Annotated in this window: 20 protein-coding genes; 15 read left to right on the top strand and 5 right to left on the bottom strand. The window is 44.2% G+C overall.

Going from position 1 to position 17,393, the window contains the following annotated elements; translation table 11 throughout:
* Positions 1-281, top strand: a 281-nt coding sequence (locus KA369_11310) for a hypothetical protein (protein MBP7736552.1), incomplete at its 5' end; no start/stop codon positions are given.
* A 172-nt stretch (positions 282-453) separates the two neighbouring features.
* On the top strand, positions 454-1,065 hold the full coding sequence (locus KA369_11305; protein MBP7736551.1) for a choice-of-anchor D domain-containing protein: 612 nt from the start codon (positions 454-456) through the stop codon (positions 1,063-1,065).
* A gap of 216 nt (positions 1,066-1,281) precedes the next feature.
* On the opposite strand, the gene KA369_11300 is transcribed toward KA369_11305, so the two are convergent.
* From KA369_11300 to KA369_11290, 3 genes are all read right to left on the bottom strand, one after another.
* Entirely contained in the window at positions 1,282-2,205 is a 924-nt protein-coding gene (locus KA369_11300) for a helix-turn-helix transcriptional regulator (GenBank protein MBP7736550.1), read from the bottom strand.
* 329 nt (positions 2,206-2,534) lie between these two features.
* Positions 2,535-2,897 carry a PIN domain-containing protein gene (locus tag KA369_11295; GenBank protein ID MBP7736549.1) on the bottom strand — a complete coding sequence of 121 codons (363 nt, stop codon included), beginning with the start codon at positions 2,895-2,897 and terminating at the stop codon, positions 2,535-2,537.
* 4 nt (positions 2,898-2,901) lie between these two features.
* Positions 2,902-3,096, bottom strand: coding sequence for a type II toxin-antitoxin system VapB family antitoxin (locus KA369_11290; protein MBP7736548.1), 195 nt, complete (start codon positions 3,094-3,096; stop codon positions 2,902-2,904).
* 362 nt (positions 3,097-3,458) lie between these two features.
* Between KA369_11290 and KA369_11285 the strand changes: the two genes are divergently transcribed.
* The 12 genes from KA369_11285 to KA369_11230 all read left to right on the top strand — a co-directional run bounded on the left by KA369_11285 (position 3,459) and on the right by KA369_11230 (position 13,605).
* Positions 3,459-5,132 (top strand): Cache 3/Cache 2 fusion domain-containing protein, encoded by a 1,674-nt coding sequence (locus KA369_11285; GenBank protein ID MBP7736547.1) that lies wholly within the window; start codon positions 3,459-3,461, stop codon positions 5,130-5,132.
* A gap of 17 nt (positions 5,133-5,149) precedes the next feature.
* Positions 5,150-6,499, top strand: coding sequence for a sigma-54-dependent Fis family transcriptional regulator (locus KA369_11280; GenBank protein MBP7736546.1), 1,350 nt, complete (start codon positions 5,150-5,152; stop codon positions 6,497-6,499).
* A 558-nt stretch (positions 6,500-7,057) separates the two neighbouring features.
* Positions 7,058-7,486, top strand: coding sequence for a hypothetical protein (locus KA369_11275; protein MBP7736545.1), 429 nt, complete (start codon positions 7,058-7,060; stop codon positions 7,484-7,486).
* 215 nt (positions 7,487-7,701) lie between these two features.
* Positions 7,702-8,250: a hemerythrin domain-containing protein gene (locus tag KA369_11270; protein MBP7736544.1), complete on the top strand. Its 549-nt coding sequence runs from the start codon at positions 7,702-7,704 to the stop codon at positions 8,248-8,250.
* Positions 8,251-8,360: 110 nt separating this feature from the next.
* On the top strand, positions 8,361-8,780 hold the full coding sequence (gene rnk, locus KA369_11265) for a nucleoside diphosphate kinase regulator (GenBank protein MBP7736543.1): 420 nt from the start codon (positions 8,361-8,363) through the stop codon (positions 8,778-8,780).
* 102 nt (positions 8,781-8,882) lie between these two features.
* Positions 8,883-9,965, top strand: a complete 1,083-nt coding sequence (locus KA369_11260) for a peptidoglycan bridge formation glycyltransferase FemA/FemB family protein (protein MBP7736542.1) — start codon at positions 8,883-8,885, stop codon at positions 9,963-9,965.
* Between the two features lie 55 nt (positions 9,966-10,020).
* Entirely contained in the window at positions 10,021-10,569 is a 549-nt protein-coding gene (locus tag KA369_11255; protein ID MBP7736541.1) for a hemerythrin domain-containing protein, read from the top strand.
* Between the two features lie 51 nt (positions 10,570-10,620).
* A complete protein-coding gene (locus tag KA369_11250; protein MBP7736540.1) occupies positions 10,621-11,043 on the top strand; it encodes a GreA/GreB family elongation factor in 423 nt (140 codons plus the stop codon).
* Between the two features lie 243 nt (positions 11,044-11,286).
* Entirely contained in the window at positions 11,287-11,829 is a 543-nt protein-coding gene (locus tag KA369_11245) for a hemerythrin domain-containing protein (GenBank protein MBP7736539.1), read from the top strand.
* A 1-nt stretch (position 11,830) separates the two neighbouring features.
* On the top strand, positions 11,831-12,265 hold the full coding sequence (locus KA369_11240) for a hypothetical protein (GenBank protein MBP7736538.1): 435 nt from the start codon (positions 11,831-11,833) through the stop codon (positions 12,263-12,265).
* A 148-nt stretch (positions 12,266-12,413) separates the two neighbouring features.
* Positions 12,414-12,575, top strand: a complete 162-nt coding sequence (locus KA369_11235; protein ID MBP7736537.1) for a rubredoxin — start codon at positions 12,414-12,416, stop codon at positions 12,573-12,575.
* A 466-nt stretch (positions 12,576-13,041) separates the two neighbouring features.
* Positions 13,042-13,605, top strand: coding sequence for a DUF488 domain-containing protein (locus KA369_11230; GenBank protein ID MBP7736536.1), 564 nt, complete (start codon positions 13,042-13,044; stop codon positions 13,603-13,605).
* A gap of 57 nt (positions 13,606-13,662) precedes the next feature.
* Here the strand turns inward: KA369_11230 and KA369_11225 are convergent, their stop codons facing one another.
* On the bottom strand, positions 13,663-14,259 hold the full coding sequence (locus KA369_11225) for a TetR/AcrR family transcriptional regulator (GenBank protein ID MBP7736535.1): 597 nt from the start codon (positions 14,257-14,259) through the stop codon (positions 13,663-13,665).
* Between the two features lie 126 nt (positions 14,260-14,385).
* Between KA369_11225 and KA369_11220 the strand changes: the two genes are divergently transcribed.
* Positions 14,386-14,841: a universal stress protein gene (locus KA369_11220; protein ID MBP7736534.1), complete on the top strand. Its 456-nt coding sequence runs from the start codon at positions 14,386-14,388 to the stop codon at positions 14,839-14,841.
* 126 nt (positions 14,842-14,967) lie between these two features.
* Here KA369_11220 and KA369_11215 read toward each other — a convergent pair whose 3' ends face one another.
* Complete coding sequence (locus tag KA369_11215) at positions 14,968-17,196, bottom strand: nitric-oxide reductase large subunit (protein ID MBP7736533.1); 2,229 nt, start codon at positions 17,194-17,196, stop codon at positions 14,968-14,970.
* Positions 17,197-17,393 lie beyond the last annotated feature (197 nt).

Raw genomic sequence — 17,393 nt, 5'->3', positions numbered from 1 at the left:
TCTCACCTGCATGCCAGAACGCGAAAAAGGCGGGGTTGAAGGACCCCGCCTTTTTTATTAAACAGAGACCTACCGGTTTCTACAGCCTACGCTTTTCAACGGCGCCCTCACTTGAAGGCCGTGAAAAACTTTCGCTCATACGCACCATCGGCCACCGCCATGCGGGCATGGTCAACGACCTGCCGACATCCTGTTTCACAAAAATCGACAAAACTTGTGCCGTTCATTCCCCGGGAGTGGCCGTTCATTCCTGGCCTATTGACAGGGTTGTATCATCTTGATATTTATTTATCAGAAACCGTTGTATGTACCGGTTACAGGCCATTTCAACAGGAAAAGTACTGAACAGTAACCTTAAAATTATCTAATCTGGTTATACATGAAACATTACATCAACTGGATCGGTTCCGGCGAGGGAGCAGGATCGCGGATCTATAAACCTGGAGGAGTCTCATGAAGAACACCATCATCATTGCCTGCATGGCGTTAGTTTCTTTCATCGTCGCCATTCAGTCTGCTGCCTATTCAGGAACAGCTGTAGCGGCGATAGATATCTCACCTGATGGAACCGTTGATTTTGGCTCAGTACCGGTCAATTCCAAATCGGACGGGCAAACGTTCACAATAACCAACAAGACTAATGTAGCTGGCTCGCCTGGGGCAGTAACGATTCTGTCAATCAGTGTCGGTTCGGGATTTGTAATTAAATCAACAACCTGCGGCACCAGCCTCGCAAATCCGGGTGACTCCTGCACTGCTGATGTTGTCTTTGCTCCCTCTGCCGAGAGCAATTACTCTGAAAGCTTCACTGTTCAAACGGATCGAGGCACATGGTTCGCCACCATAACCGGCACCGGGACCACGCCTGAATCGAATACCGGCAATACCGGCGCCGCCCTCCTTCTTTCCGCGCTCAGCAAGGACGACTCTGACGGGTGCGCCGCGAACGCAGCAACCGGCGGGACGGGCAAAAAGTTTTTCGGCCCTTCTGCCCTTGGCCTGATTGCCCTCATGGGCCTGGTGCTCGGGACTGCCAAGGTACGGCGCCGCATGAAAAGGAAATAATCGGCGCCCCCACGCTGAATGTGCGGTCGTGGAAAACATCAATCTATCTTTATGTATGTTTCCGAAACCATAGTAAGACAAAAACCAATGTACTACATAATAGTTTAAGTCCCGTCTCACCTGCATCATAGAACACGAAAAAGGCGGGGTTGCACGACCCCGCCTTTTTTTATCATCTATTTTATTATGAAATAATTTTTGTTCCAATCAATATATCTAACCAAGCTGCTTCACCGGCTTGCCTTCGATATATCCCCGATACCCCTGCGGTGCCAGTTGAAATCGCGGAGCATCCTGTTCAGCCCAGGAGAAACCATACAGTTCCGGATTATATGATTTTATTATTTCCCACAAGCTGTAGATAGCATCCTCGAATTCTTCGTCATCAAAGGGTGGTCCCTGGAAGATCATCATTTTACACGGTTTAAGATCGATGATATCGAATCCATCCGGTACCTTGCCTGAATATTCAACCGGGACTTCCACCCCTTGCGCATAGTGGGACGTTCCTGTTTTCATCATATTCGAAGGCAGCCATACTCCCATAGGCTCATTGAGAGCCTCCTTAACGCTTATCAGCATCCCCCACACATCGCACCCGACCTCATTACAGTATTCAAAATAATCAGTTGCCTTGATCCCTCTTTTCAAAATCATTTTCCTGGCTGGCCTATCAACCACCTGAACGAAAACCGTCTGTACCGGCTTGCCATCTCTCTTAACTGAACTTCCATTGTTCATTTCCATCTCCTTTTTTAGTTTATAGCGGTAGGCATCTTTAATCTGATAAGGAATAAAGAGTTGAACGGGGGGAGTATGTGTTTTGTAATCGGAAGGATTTATCCCGAACTGCCTTGAAAAGGCCCTCGTAAATCCTTCATGGGTATCGAAAACATAATCAAAAGCAACATCTATCACTTTTACATCTTCATCCCTGAGTTTAAGGGCCGCTTGAGACAGACGAAAAGCCCGGATATACTCAAACAGGGTTTTTCCCATAAGCTCCTTGAAGATCCTGGATGCGTGCCATGGCGAAAATCCGCATGATCGGGCAAGATCGTGCAAGGTTATGGGATCATTGATGTGAGATTGGATGTACTCCTGCATTTTCCCCACCGCTTCAACTTTTTCGCTTACCATACATTAATCCTCCGATTGGGAAACAATACATGAATTAAAATATCTTTTCTTGACTTCAGTTGCTCAATCACAGATTTTTTAATAAATTATATGAAATTCTGACAATAATTTCGATTCAAATACATCCAATTCAAATTTACAACTTCCCATATGCCATTCATCACAGAGGATAATCATTATATCAGGTAACATGATATCATTTTTTTACACCAAACAATGACATTCAACAACGAAGTGCCCAGCAGTTTAAGTCCCGTTTCACCTGCATCATAGAACGCAAAAAGGCGGGGTCACGATCCCGCCTTTTATATTTGCTCTTTAATTTAGATTCATGCTTGATATGCTATTCCCATCCGTTGGGCCATGCTATGCAATTTTTTATCATTGGTCCACAGCATGAAATCCGCAAGTAGAGATGAGGCGAGAATATGGATGTCTATGAATCCTATTCCCTTCCCCTGAAGTTTATTTATTTCAATAAAATGTAATAATTCCTGAAGGCTTATTTCAGGTGATGAATCGAGCGTTTGCAACAGGTTCAGGATCTCTTCTCGGTTTTTGATAGTCCCGCATGCGAGTTCCCCGACAATAAAAGGATGAATTGCCACATCGGAATTGTTCAGGAGTTCTGCCAACCGGGGATGGCCCTTTCTGAAGTGTTCGATCCATACGGATGTATCAACGAGGACCATGGGATTAGAATTTGTTCCTTCTTCTCGGCACCGGAGTCAATGACTTCTCCGTCCCGCCGAGTTTAGCAAGACGCCTGCTGTTCTCCCTCTTGATAAGGGCTTCGAGTCCAAGGCGGACAAGAGTCGTTTTTTCCTCTATCCCGGTGAGAGCCGATGCCTTCTTGATCAATGAATCGTCAATATTTATTGTTGTTCTCATATGTAATAATGTGCATATTTTATGCATATTAGTCAAATAATTTTTTTTATGAAATATTTTGTTATAAACCAACAGCGTTCAAATTCCCATATCATGAATTCCAGCAAAATCTCATTAATATGAGGTATCGAAAATCGTCCCCGATTGCCTGCATGCCTGAACGCGAAAAGGCGGGGCTGAAAGACCCCGCTTTTTTCATTTTCAGATAACCAATCATTTTTACTAACAACTCTATATAATAGAAAAGAACGGGCCTTCATCAAAGATCCCTGCTGGATAAAACATTTTTCAGTAATCCTTGACATTTATATTTTTATAAGTTACAATAATAAATAACATTTTCTGGTTTCAAAATTAATCATATGAAACTTCAACGTTTAAAATGGATAATGATTGTTACCTTCGTTGCAATTTCTACCGTGCCCCTGCTGTGTCTTGGCATTGTTATCTATATTAAAGGCCAGACATTAATACGGGAAAATGTCGCGAGTCATTTTACAACTATCATTGACGGCAATTCTCTTGTAATAAACCGTTTTACAAGTGAACGCGAAGCGGATATGCGACTAATGGGAAAAGTGGCCCTTGAGGACAATTATAACTATAACAGCGTTTATAACAGACTCCAGCGTATTATGGAGGCATACGGCGTTTATCATGCTATAATAATTTATGACAACCAGGGTAATTTATTATTCAGGATAGAATCAAAAAAAGGCTCTATAGATATTAAAACGCTCGATGTGAATAAAACTGCTGCCCATAAAATCAACGAATGCATTTTACCATGTTACAATAGATCATATGAAGATAACTGTGTAGCGCTGTCTATGCCTATAACTGACAAATCAAACACACTGCTCTACAGAATGATCGGTATAATTGATTTCGACGCAATAAATAATCATTTAAACAATGTAAGTTTTGGAGAAACCGGGTATTTAACTCTCACAGACAAGGAAGGCAATATCATAAATCACAAGGCCGGAAGATCAAGGCTTAAAGCAGTGAAAATATCCGACAAAGTTAAACTGCTTAAACAAGGCGAATTCATATCGGGAGAATATATTGATGAAAAAGGGAACAGGTATTTTCAAGCGACAAAAAGCATTAACCGTTACGGCTGGCTTCTCACGGTCAGGCAGGATAGCGATGAAATTCTTTCCAGGGTGAATACGCTGCGCCTGTATATGCTTTTGTTTATTGCAGTAAGCTTTATAATCGCGGGCGGGATCGGCTATTTTGCCGCAAACATGCTGATCAAAATGCTTCAAAAATCATATGACCATGAAAAAGAGCTGGAAATGATGATTTTGCAAAACGAAAAACTTACATCCATGGGGGTAATAACATCGGGCATCGCGCACGAATTGAACAATCCCCTTGCCAATGCTCTTATCTATACGCAGTTATTATACGAAAAATTAAAAGAACAATACCCTTCTGATGATCTTTCATCAATGAATATTGCCGTGGAAGAACTCACACGGTGCGGTGCGATAATAAAAAACCTGATGAGCTTTTCCCGACGTTCATCACTTGAATTACAGGAAGTTGACATAAATGACATTCTGAAGGGCCTGGTGAAAATGACAGAAAAATATTCCAGGGAACATGGCGTTTCGGTATTCGTTCATTTTCAGGAAGACCTGCCGAGAGCGCTTTGCAATGAAAGCGTCGTTCACCAAGCGATGATGAACATGTTTACGAACGCCGTTGAGGCAATGAAACACGGGGGGACCTTGAAAATCAAGACATGGTTTACCACGGTCACGAATATGGTAAAAATCGATATTCAAGACAGCGGAACGGGCATACCAAAATCAATAATCGGAAAGATCTTTGACCCGTTCTTTTCCACAAAACCCAGCGGTGAAAGGACCGGGCTGGGACTCTATATAAGCTATGAAATGATAAGAAAAGCCGGGGGGAATATACGCGTTATCAGCAGCGCCGTTGAAGACGGCGATGATTGCGGCGTCAATACAGGGACGACCTTCACCATTGAGTTGCCCGTAGTTAAGCAGGAAGGATAGATTCAGGGAACAGTGATATGAATAAAAGCATACTGATCGTGGAAGATGACCCGAGGCTCAGGGACGCCCTCTGCAAGATAACAGCGAAAGAAGGGTATCAGCCGACCGGGGTGGAAAGCGGCGAAGAAGCTCTGGAGAAAGCAAGCGAACATGTATTTGCGCTGGTAATTTCAGACCTGAAATTGCCGGGAATAAGCGGCATGCAGGTATTGCAGTCAATACGGTCGGCGACGCCGGATACGAGCATAATCATCATTACCGCCTACGCCTCCGTTGATACCGCCGTTGAAGCCATGAAGAACGGCGCGGAGGATTATATGGTAAAACCCTTCAGCCTCGACGAAATACGCATCATTATCAACCGGGTCATGGAAAGAAGAGGGATACTCATCGACAACGCACTCCTGCGCGAGCAACTGAAAGAAAAATATTCTTTTGACAATATCATCGGCAACAGCGAGCCGATGATTGAAGTCTACAAAATGATAAATAAAGTAAAGGATGCAAAGGCCACCGTGCTGGTTACAGGTGAAACGGGAACCGGCAAGGAACTGATCGCGAGGGCACTTCATTATAACGGGGCGCGCCGGGAAAAGCCGTTCATACCGGTCAACTGCTGCGCGCTGACGGACTCGCTGCTGGAAAGCCAGCTCTTTGGTTACGCCAAGGGGGCCTTCACGGGCGCACTCAAGGACACGCCGGGGCTCTTCGAACTGGCCGAGGGAGGAACGATATTTCTCGATGAAATAGGGGACACCGGCGCAAGTTTTCAGCAGGCGCTACTGCGGGTCCTGGAAGGGGGTGAGATCCAGCCGGTGGGCTCGGCTGAACGGAAAAAGGTGGATGTCCGCGTAGTGGCGGCTACGAACAAAGACCTGGAAAACACCGTGAAGGAAGGAAAATTCCGCGAGGACCTGTTTTACCGGCTCAATGTAATCACCATACCGATTCCCCCGCTGAGAGACAGGAAAGACGACATCCTTCCGCTTGCCCTGTACTTCATGACTAAATACTCGAAGGAAAACAGCAAAGCCGTAAATGAAATAACGCCGGAAGCAAAATCAATTCTCGAATCATACCAGTGGCCCGGAAACGTGCGGGAACTTGAAAACACCATTTCAAAAGCGGTGATATTTGAATCCGGAAGCCGTCTCACGCCGGATACCTTTCCGGAACGGATGCGGTTGCCATCAAACGAATCGCCCATGTCCGGCGAAGACCTGATGACCCTTGAAGAGGTGAGCCGCGCCTATATAATAAAGGTGCTTGAAATGACCGGCGGGAACAAGGCCAAGGCGTCCGAGATACTAGGAATAAACAGAACTTCACTCTGGAGGATGATACAGAGGCTTGGCATAACTGAATAAATCCATCGCACTGGCGTGATGCATAAAGCAACGACATGTTGTATTATGCATCATAAAAACTATTTTATTGTTAAACCCCTCCATTTTGATTTCCTTCCTAATAATCTACAAATGCACGTTGTGTATCAAATATTGGCATACCTCGCATAATTCCAACTCACTCCAGCCCATAAACGATGAAAATGACTCATAAATATCAAAAGGATTAATAAAATCATTACTATCATTTTAATGGCATGTTACTTGCGTTATATAATTCATAGAAGCGTTACCATGGTCAATGCAAGCTCTATGATGAGTTTATAATATATGATGGGTGCTACTATCATGAAACTGAAGATGTTTATCATAATGGGAACCATCCTGATTGTCGGACTTATTTTCACGGTTTGGGGACTCCTTTTATCAGCGGGGCAGGCAAGCCGCCATGAAAGAAAGTTATTCAAAAAAACTTAATATCCTGAATACGTGGAAGTTAAATTGCGTCTGGAAAAGTGAATTTTGCCACAATCAGGTATAACAAAAATATATAACTGCTTAAGATGAAAAAGGCATGATATGAACGAATTCTATCTCGGTAATCTGCTGGATTGGGGGATTGTTCTTGATAAACTCGAGGCCATTAAGAAAGAGGGGATGCTCGATAAAATACAAGATGAACTCATACGAATACTAAGATACAAAAAAAACTGGAAGCTTGTGGAGGCGGTACTGGAATGCGTTCATGAAATAAAGGAGCCATCGGCTATTTTAATCGAAGAGGTATTTAATACGGCAATGGATTACCAGATGTGTCTTGATACGCGCGTCATGGCTATACATTCTTTAGGTAACGTTTTGATGGAATTGAAAAAATCAAATGAAGAGGCATCCGTGAAAAAGAAGCAGCTGTATGTCGCGATGCTGTACCGACTGCTTAACACGCCGCAGCCTCCGATATTTCATGACGCCATCAGCAAGGTGATTTTTACGCTGAAACCGACCTGAGGGCCCGAGGAGAATAAGCTTGGATCAAAATATTGATATTTCCCGATGTGTGAATTGCATACATTTCATTTCTCGCGGTATCGGGTACGTCATATGCGGCTATTGGAAATACAAAGCGCAAATGGCCACATATTTCAACGATGTGGACAGAACGGAACATGTAGTTGATTGTCCCGGACGATATGATAACAGCACTTTATTATACGGAGCTCGACATGGGAAAAGCAGTGGAACACATCAGGAGGGATCATGAATATATATTACGTAGACTGGATATCCTGCAGCATATATTCATGAAATCCGAACTCACGGTGATAATCAACAAGAAGGACCTTGCAGAATGCGTCAGGTTTCACGCGATTTTTACCGGAATGTGCCATAATGGAAAAGAAGAGGCCATCCTTTTTAAAAACCTGGAGGCCAAAGGCATTGATATAGTTAACGGCGACATCGGAAATCTCGCCGCAGAGCACAGGATATGCAGCAAATTCATCAAAACTTTGCAGGATTCATTGACCGACAATCCGTACGAGCTTCTCTCGCCGGAATTTATTACGGGAGTCGTCGGGTTTATAAATCATATAGAATCACACATTAATAAGGAAAATACGCTACTGCTTCCAATTATTGATCATTTCTTATCACATTCAGAACAGGAGATGGTGTGTGAACTGTTTAACAAGTATGAAAATCATATCATGGAAAAATATGATAATAAGGATATAATAGCCACTATTGATTACCTGATGAGAAAATATGCATGAAAAGAATGAAGAATAAAACACGCGTCATAATGAACAAAAGGCGGCTCAGGCGGTATGAGTATTTCTGCCGAGACCGCGAGGAAAAGAATTCAACAAGCGAGGTCAGTATAATGAACACCAATGAAATAATGATAACGGGCTTCGATTACGGACGGATCATGAGCATGATTGACCGGTTGAGAAACACCTTTTCGAAAGAGCAGAAGGAAAACGCGGACAGGCTGGTAATGGAGCTTAAAAGGGCGCAAAGGGTAGATTCATACGATATCCCCCACGATTGCGTAACGATGAATTCAAGCTTTGAGATTAAAGAAGTTGATGAATCCGAAACAAGAACACTTACACTGGTATTCCCCGAGAAAGCGAATATTGAGGAGAACCGGGTGTCCATATTGTCGCCCGTGGGCACCGCCGTATTGGGCTACCGCGTGGGTAACGTGATACATTGGAAGGTCCCGGCGGGCGTTAAAAAATTTATCATCACCAGGATAATATACCAGCCGGAAGCCGCCGGTGATTACCAACTATAGTCGCTATTAGACCCAAGTAAATTTAACATATTGTTTCGATAACGGCAATTGTGCGTCTTTAATCATTTCGCGGAGCATCAAAATGTTTAAGGATACATGTTCATGGATGTAATTCTGAAACATAAGGAATCGGGAGCATTAATTCCGACGATCATCCTTCACCAGACATCCCTGTGGAGCTCGATAAAGTCACGGCTCGGATGGATTCCCTGTGCCTTTGACATAATATCAAGAAACGCAGAGGGAGACATTCTTGTTTTGGTCCATAGAATTAACCAGGACAGGTGCATGGCCTATGTGCCGCAGGGGCCGGAAATAGCGCCGGAAGAGGAAGTGAAAGGATTATTCCTTGAATCGCTTTCATATGGACTTGCCAGACATCTTCCCCGGAATTGTGTTTTTATACGGTATGACCTTCCATGGGAAACACCCTATGCGCACGACCAAAGCCGCTATGACGCCGATGGCCGATGGCAAGGATGCCCAGAACCGCATGTTAGAGAAATGCGGATGAATTTTAGCACCAGGTACTGGAACATACGGAAGGCAATAACCGATATTCAACCGCCTGATACGGTTATCATAGATTTAACCGTGCCGGAAGACGAGATACTCGGCAGGATGAAATCGAAAACAAGATATAATATCCGCCTGGCCGAAAGAAAAGGGGTCATCGTGATGGAATCCGGATTGGAACGGCTCCATGCCTGGTACAGGCTTTATCTTCAAACCGCCGGCAGGGCTGGCTTCCAAAGACATAGATATGAATATTTCGAAACCATGTTTGAAGCAAACCAGGAGAATCATAATTCGGCATCAATACATCTGCTCATCGCCGTTGCGGACGATGAGGTTGTTGCCGGCAACATAGTATCGATAAGTCACCGGCGCGCGACATTCCTGTATGGCGCTTCAGCAAATAATAAAAGAAATCACATGGCTTCATATGCCCTACAGTGGGAAACAATACGTTTTGCCCGCAAAAAAGGATGCATAGAGTATGATCTATATGGAATATCGCCCGTCGAGGATACGGCTCATCCGCTGTACGGACTATATCGTTTCAAAACCGGCTTTGGCGGGCGCGTGCTGCACAAGCAGGGATGCTGGGATTATCCGATAAGAAAGGAGGAGTACGCCATCTATCGGGCATCTGAAAATATAAAAGGAATATTTCATCAATAAAATTTTCAAAGGTCACTGATAGCAACAATAAGAGAATACGATCAAGGAACATGAAATGGGGATAGCCGTTGATCACATCAGGGAAGATCATGATTATATCATGAAAAGCCTGGGAATTTCACAGAAGATATTCATGAAATCGGAAGATTCGGAAATAATAAATAAAATCGACCTTTCTGAATGCATCAGATTTAACGCGATATTCACCGACATGTGCCATAAGGGAAAAGAAGAAACAATCCTTTTTAAGAATCTCACAAAAAAAGAAAACGGACTCATCAAAAATGAGATAGATACTCTTACAGCGGAACACAAGCTGTGCAGAATATATATCAAGAACCTGCAAAATTTATTTCCGGAAAATCCTTATGAATTGATCTCCCCAAGGTTCATAACTAGTTTTGTGGGATATATCAACCACATGGAATCGCATATTGAAATGGAGAGCGAGAAACTATTTACCATTATAGATCATTATCTTTCGGATTCGGAGCAGGAGAATGTTTGCATTCAATTCGACGAATACGAGAAATACGTTATGGAGGCATGCGACACCAAGTATATCAAAAACAGTATTGATTATCTTTTTAAAAAGTATTCATGATGTGGATTAGATGAATATATTTTTCCATGATTAGCAATAAGGGATAAAGCAATGGCACCCAGCAGCGAGTTATTAATAACCAGGTATGATTATGGGCGGATAATGATTCTTCTCGGCCATTTACAGAATACACTTTCAAAAGAACAAAAAGAAAATGCTAAAAAATTAAGACAGGAATTGCACAAGGTGCGTACGGTTTCCTCAAGGGAAATCCCGTCTGATTACGTTACCATGAACTCGATATTTGAAATAAAAGACAATGAGGGAATAGAATCGAGAGTCTTGAATCTGGTTTTTCCCGAAGAAGCAAATAGTGAAAAGGATATCGTATCGATACTGTCCCCGATAGGAACAGCCGTTATAGGGCGCAGGGTCGGCAATGTCATAAACTGGACCTTCCCGGAAGGATTAAAAAAGTTTGTAATCATCAATATGATATATCAGCCGGAAGCGGCGGGGAATTATAATTTATAAGGAAAATGATGGTAGTGATGAATGTTGATATTTGTTCGCATCATTCATGTGGCAGCTTCCTTACGGTAGAAGATATCCGGACCGCAAGCGGCGGTTATAGCACTTAACATGCGCAGGAGACACTGTTATAGTGTACACGATTTTGGAAATTATTCTACTTGCGACGATTTGCAGGCTATGGCACAATACGAAGGATACGGCAAGGTAAAATATCCAAAGCAAATAACAATGACGGAGGTATACATGAAACCAAGAGGTCCATTGATGACCGAGCACAGGCTCATTGAAAAAATGTTAAATATTACAGGGAAAGAATTGGATGTCATTAAAAAAAGCAATATATTGAATCCAGTGTTCATTGATACTATTGTAGATTTTATTAAAACATATGCAGACCGGACGCATCACGGGAAAGAAGAAGAAATCTTATTCACAAAATTAAAAAACATAAATCTCGGCGCTGAAGATGAGAGAATGATGCGGGAATTGATTGATGAGCATGCAGTTGCCAGAAAAATGGTGAGTCGACTAATTGAAGGTAATAAAAAATATGCCGACGGAGATTCTTCAAGCATCAAAACTATTACAGATACATTGTCAGATTTAATTGTTTTTTACCCGCCTCATATTTTAAAAGAAGATAAAATATTTTTCCCTAATACTGAAAAATATTTCTCAAATGTTGAATTGGATGAAATGCTGAATGACTTTTGGGAATTCGACAAAAAGATGATTCATGAAAAATACAACGCTATTTATACGTCACTAAAGGAAAGGCATGAATGACATGGACAACAAGGAAAAACATGAAGATTTACTCGCGGATTTCTACCGCATGCTTCTTGAAGCGGAGAGAGCGGGCGTCAAGTCTTTGAATGAAATAATGCCCTTGATTGAAGATGGCGATCTTAAATCTCAGTTGCTGATCTATCTTCGGGATGAAGGTATGAATTGCCAGATTTTAACCAACCTGATAAAAAATCTCGGACAGGATCCGGGAGAAAGGACAGGCGATTTTATTGATAAAATCAGGGCTCTTGATTCAACAGATGAGAAGCTCAAGCTCCTGATAAAAGGACAGGAATGGGTTGCAAAACAGATCAGATATAACAGGGAATTGATAAATTCTGCCTCCAGCATGTTATTTGTTGAGGCGATAAAAATACAACACGAAAAAAATGTCGACATAATGAAACAATTGCTTCAAATTAAGAGCCAATAAATAGACTTATTGCGAAACTGCGTTTTACGCTAGCAGGCAAGCTCTGCGGGGGGCTTTTAAGGGGCTTCGCCCCTTAATCACGGAAAAATGAATAAGATATGTAACGAGTTAAATATTAAATAATTCAGATTATAAAAATGAGGTGACTATGAAAAAGTATGTATGTTCAGTTTGCGGTTATGTATATGATCCGGAGATAGGGGATCCTGATAATGGCGTAAAACCAGGAACTAAATTCGATGATCTTCCCGATTCATGGGTATGCCCCGTGTGCGGAGCAAGTAAAAGCGAATTTGAACCTGCGAAATAAGTATTATACATATAAGCGACATTTAAGCCCCGCAGGACCGGATTAGGTGGAGGGATTCATGCCTCTAAGGCAGCATTAATCAATGAGCATGGTTATACATGGAGTATATATCATAACAAAGGAGTAATGGCATGGACGAAATAAAACATGTCTACCGATGTTCCGCTTGCAATGCGCAAAAAGAGTATAAAGAGAATGAATCAGTCCCAATATGTTGTGACAAACCCATGATCGTTCAAACTCTGCCGCAATGCACGACAACGACCCACCCGGAAATGGCGCGTAATTATGACGAGGACCAGCCCTGTGACGACGGGAGGGGGAAGCAGTAAGGGAACAAATAATAACGAGTAAACCTGACAGTGGAAATTGCCGATCACATTATAACTTATACAGGATTTTAAACAGACTTTTGTGTTGGGTGACCGCGCATCCATAAGTGTTTTATTCGAACATTGGAATGTTTATGAAAAATATCAAGGGAACTATTTACACTGTAGGACATTCAAACCGTACAATAGAAGAGTTTATTGAAATTCTCAAAACATATAAAATAAAACAGGTCGTGGACATCCGCTCCATCCCCCGATCAATGCATAACCCACAGTTTAACAGGGACGTCTTTGCGAAAATCCTTCGAAACAGACATATTAATTACAGGCAGATGAAAGACTTGGGAGGATTCAGACATGCACTTAAGGATACCATTAATAAGGGATGGAGAAAACCATCATTCCGGGGATTTGCGGATTACATGCAAACGGGCAAATTCGATGTGGCTCTCGAAAAACTGATAGCCCTCTTAGTAAATAAAACCTCTGTATTAATGTGTGCGGAATCCGTACCCTGGCGATGCCACCGTTCATTAATCGCCGATGCATTAACAGCCAGGGGCGTAGTGGTGAAAGATATTTACTCTAAAGCGATCGTTAAGGGACACTCAATGACATCATTTGCCAGGATTATGGCAGGGAGAGTATATTACCCGGAAGAGCATGTTGCCATGGGCGATACTTCAAAAAAAGTATAAATGGAAAGGCATTATGCAAGAGAAAACAGCAAAGAATAGATGTAAACATCAGAGAAATCACTTTTTTCGTGCCGGAGCAATTACCTTGCGAATCAGGATGATCGCTTCACGGCCTTCCTTCACAAGACCCAGCCGGTAATCTGAAATTCTCCATCTTGTGATCAGGAGCCTCATTATTCCCATGACCATCCATGCAAGCTGTTTTGCCGGTACATCAGATCTAACCTCACCGCGACGGACTCCTTCCTTGAGGATCTTATATATGCGTTCATGCGTGAGCTTAATAATGGTCGTTACTTCATGCGATAACCTGCGGTCATATCGGAACAGGTCCTCGGAAAATATGACAATTGAAAGGGCGGGCTGCTTTTCGAAGCCTCTAAACATGCCCGTGTAGAATGTTTCAATCGCATCGACCGACGAGACAGTTTCATGCTCCGATTGCTTGAAAAGTTCCTGCAGATTGCTCCCGTACCTGACAAGAATCGTCATGAGTATGTCGAATTTCGATTTGAAATGACGATACAAAGCAGGCTCGCTTACTTTAACAGCGTGTGCAAGGTTTTTGATGGTCATGCGCTGCATACCGTAACGGGCAATGATGTCAAGAGCATCGTCCAGTATCTCATGTTGCCTCAGGGTCAATTTTTTCATAACGCCTCCGTGTTAGTAAATATTAACTAATTATTTAAAAAAGTCAATACTTTTTCTTGCCGGGGCTTCAGGTGTGCGCTATATTATATATGGAAATGAGATGCAAAAGATAAAAGGAGGCACATCATGAATACCATTAAAAACATCCTGGTCGCGACGGACTTCACCAGCTCCTCACGGGCCGCCCTTGACGAGGCGGTTGCGCTGGCCGAACAAGTGAAATCAACCGTATATGTAGTACATGCTGTGGATAAAATAGAAGAATGCGCCGTGGATTATTGCCTCAGCGAAGAGCAGGTCGCGGGAGAGAAAACTAAGCTGATAAATGAAGCCCGCAGCAAGCTGGATGCCGAAATAAATAGGTTAAGGAACCACAAGGGCGTAACCATTTTATCCGATATACGCTATGGCAAGACAATTGATGAGATTTTACAGGAAGAACGCGAAAAGAACATCAATCTGCTTGTCATTGGGCCGCATCCAAGGAAAACAGCATGGCAGAGGTTCAGGACGCATCTCTCAGAAAAGCTGATAGAACGTTCCAACTGCGATACGCTCGTTGTTCATACCGCTCTACAGTAATAACGGGCACGTCCCGCCAATGAAACAAGACGCTGCCCCTGTCGGGCAGCGTCTTTCATCTCCCGATACGAATCGCAGCACAGCGCTGGTATCGGTTAATCGTTTCCCGCGTTCATGACGACCGGCTCATTTTTTAATAAATGAAATCCAGATCCCACGGGCCAGGAAGGCAAAAAGGCAGAAAGCGCCCAGCACGAAAATGATATCCGGCCCCATCCTGAGCCATGAAACCGTTCTGATGAAATCTCCGCTCGCTATTTCCGGGCTCCGCGCGTACCACATGCCCTTGCTCACCGCGTGGTAGAATTGATAAAAACCGGAGGGGATGAGGCTTATAACCGTCATGAGGAATATGCCGCCATTGAGTCCCCAGAAACACCACTTGAGAAGAGAATCGGACCAGGCGTTCTTTTTGAATATATGCCGCACAGAGAAAAGCATGAGAGCAATCGCCAGGAGTCCATACACCCCGAACAACGCGGTATGTGCGTGTATCGGCGTCGTGTTGATCCCCTGGATATAATAAAGGATGATGGGAGGATTTATGAGAAACCCAAACACACCGGCACCCACGAGGTTCCAGAAAGCGACTGATATGAAGAAATAAAGCGGCCATCGGTACTCATAGGCGTGACCTGCTTTTTCTATGGTCCGGAGATTCATCGCCGCTTCAAATCCCAACAGCGTAAGCGGAACGACTTCAAGGGCGGAGAAAACCCCTCCCAGAGCCATGATAGGGGCCGGCGTACCCGACCAGTAGAGGTGATGGAACGTCCCTATTATGCCGCTTCCGAGATAGAGGAAAACGCTGAGGTATACGGTAGTGTGGGCAAATTTTTCGCTTACTGCCCCGATCCGGGACAGGATAAAAGCAAGCACCACCGTCGCGAAAACCTCGAAGAACCCTTCCACCCAGAGGTGCACCACCCACCAGCGCCAGTACTCGGCGTCCGATAAATGGCTTCCCTTTCCATACATGAGCCCCGCCATGTAAAACAGGGGTATCGCTATAGAGCTATAGAGAAGGAGGTGGGTTAGACCGCCTTTATCTTTCTCATTCTTAAGTGCGGGAAGAATGGCCCTCAGCACCAGGACAAGCCATATCAGCATCCCCACAACGAGAAGCAGCTGCCATACCCTGCCGAGCTCGATATATTCATACCCCTGGTGTCCTAGATAATAACCCTCGCCGCCGAAGAATCCCTGTATCGAAAGCCAGGTGCCGGAGAGGGTGCCCAGGACAACAACCACGACTGCCGCGAACAGGACAATGACAAGCTTCCCCTGGTGCTTCGGCTCCTTGCCGACGAAAGGCCCGATGAACAGTCCCGTCGCCAGGAAGCAGGTTGCGATCCAGAAGATGGCAAGCTGGAGGTGCCAGGTCCTGAGCGCCGCGTAGGGCAGGATCGTGGCGATGGGGAAGCCGAAAAAGTTAGTGCCCTCAACCGTGTAATGCGCGGTGAGAGAGCCGGTTCCTATTTGGGCCAGGAACAGGAGTGACGCCACGAGAAAATACAGCACCGTGGCTTTCTGGCTCGACGTGGGAGCCGGTTCATTGAGGGCCGCAAGCCTGGCCGAATAATCATCCTCTTTCATGTACCTGTTATAGAAGAACAGCACCAGGCCCAGCGCTAGGATGAGCAGGATCACGCTCACGATCGACCATATGACCATTTCAGCGGTCGGAACATTTCCAACCAGAGGGTCATAGGGCCAGTTTGTCGTATAGGTGACGTCTTTGCCGGGGCGCGTCGTACCGGCCGCCCAGGCAAGCCAGGAAAAAAAGCTCGCGATAATAAAACCGTCCTTGTCATTGCGGGCAATCCCCGGCTGCAGTCCCATACGATCATTGCCTTTTTTAAACAGATCGGTGTAATACTCTTTCAGATATTCATAAGCCTCAGACTGGTTGACTGTATAAACCAACTCGTTCTTTCCGGAATCATATCGGTTAACCCTCAAATCCTTCGCGACCATGGCGGATATCTCCGCTTTTTTCACAGGATTGAGGGAGTCGAAATCCTTCTGCGTGAAGGAACGCGCCTTTTCCGCGTCAAGCCCCAGGTAACGCGCCGCAGCGTAGAGACCGAGTCGATGGAGGTAATCGGCAGACCAGTCCGGCGCGAGATATGAGCCGTGGCCCCAGATGGTCCCTATATGCTGACCGCCCCTGCTGTAAAAATAATTCTGGCCATCCTTGATATTTTCACCCGTTATGAGCACCCTGTTGTTCTGGTCGACGATTCTGTCCGGTATGGGCGGCTTGTCCCGCTTGATCAGATATCCTCCAAATATGAGCACGCCAAAACACACGGCGAGAATAAATAACAATATGGCACGAACCTGTGGTTTTATCATGATCTACCCCCTGTTGTTTTAATTATGAATTGTGCCGGATAGCAAGGAGCTCAATGCTATCCGAAGAGCGGCGCCATCATTCTCAAAAATTGTATTTAATGACGAACCCGCCGTCTTGTTAAACATTTCCAACGTAGAAGATAGAATACCCTGATTATTTTAAAATGCAAGAATTTATCAATGATTGGCCTTTA

It is taken from the genome of Spirochaetota bacterium (genome assembly GCA_017999915.1).
Classification (GTDB): domain Bacteria; phylum Spirochaetota; class UBA4802; order UBA4802; family UBA5550; genus RBG-16-49-21.
Note: the sequence above shows the minus strand (reverse complement) of the source record. Positions and strands in the feature narration are given on the sequence as shown.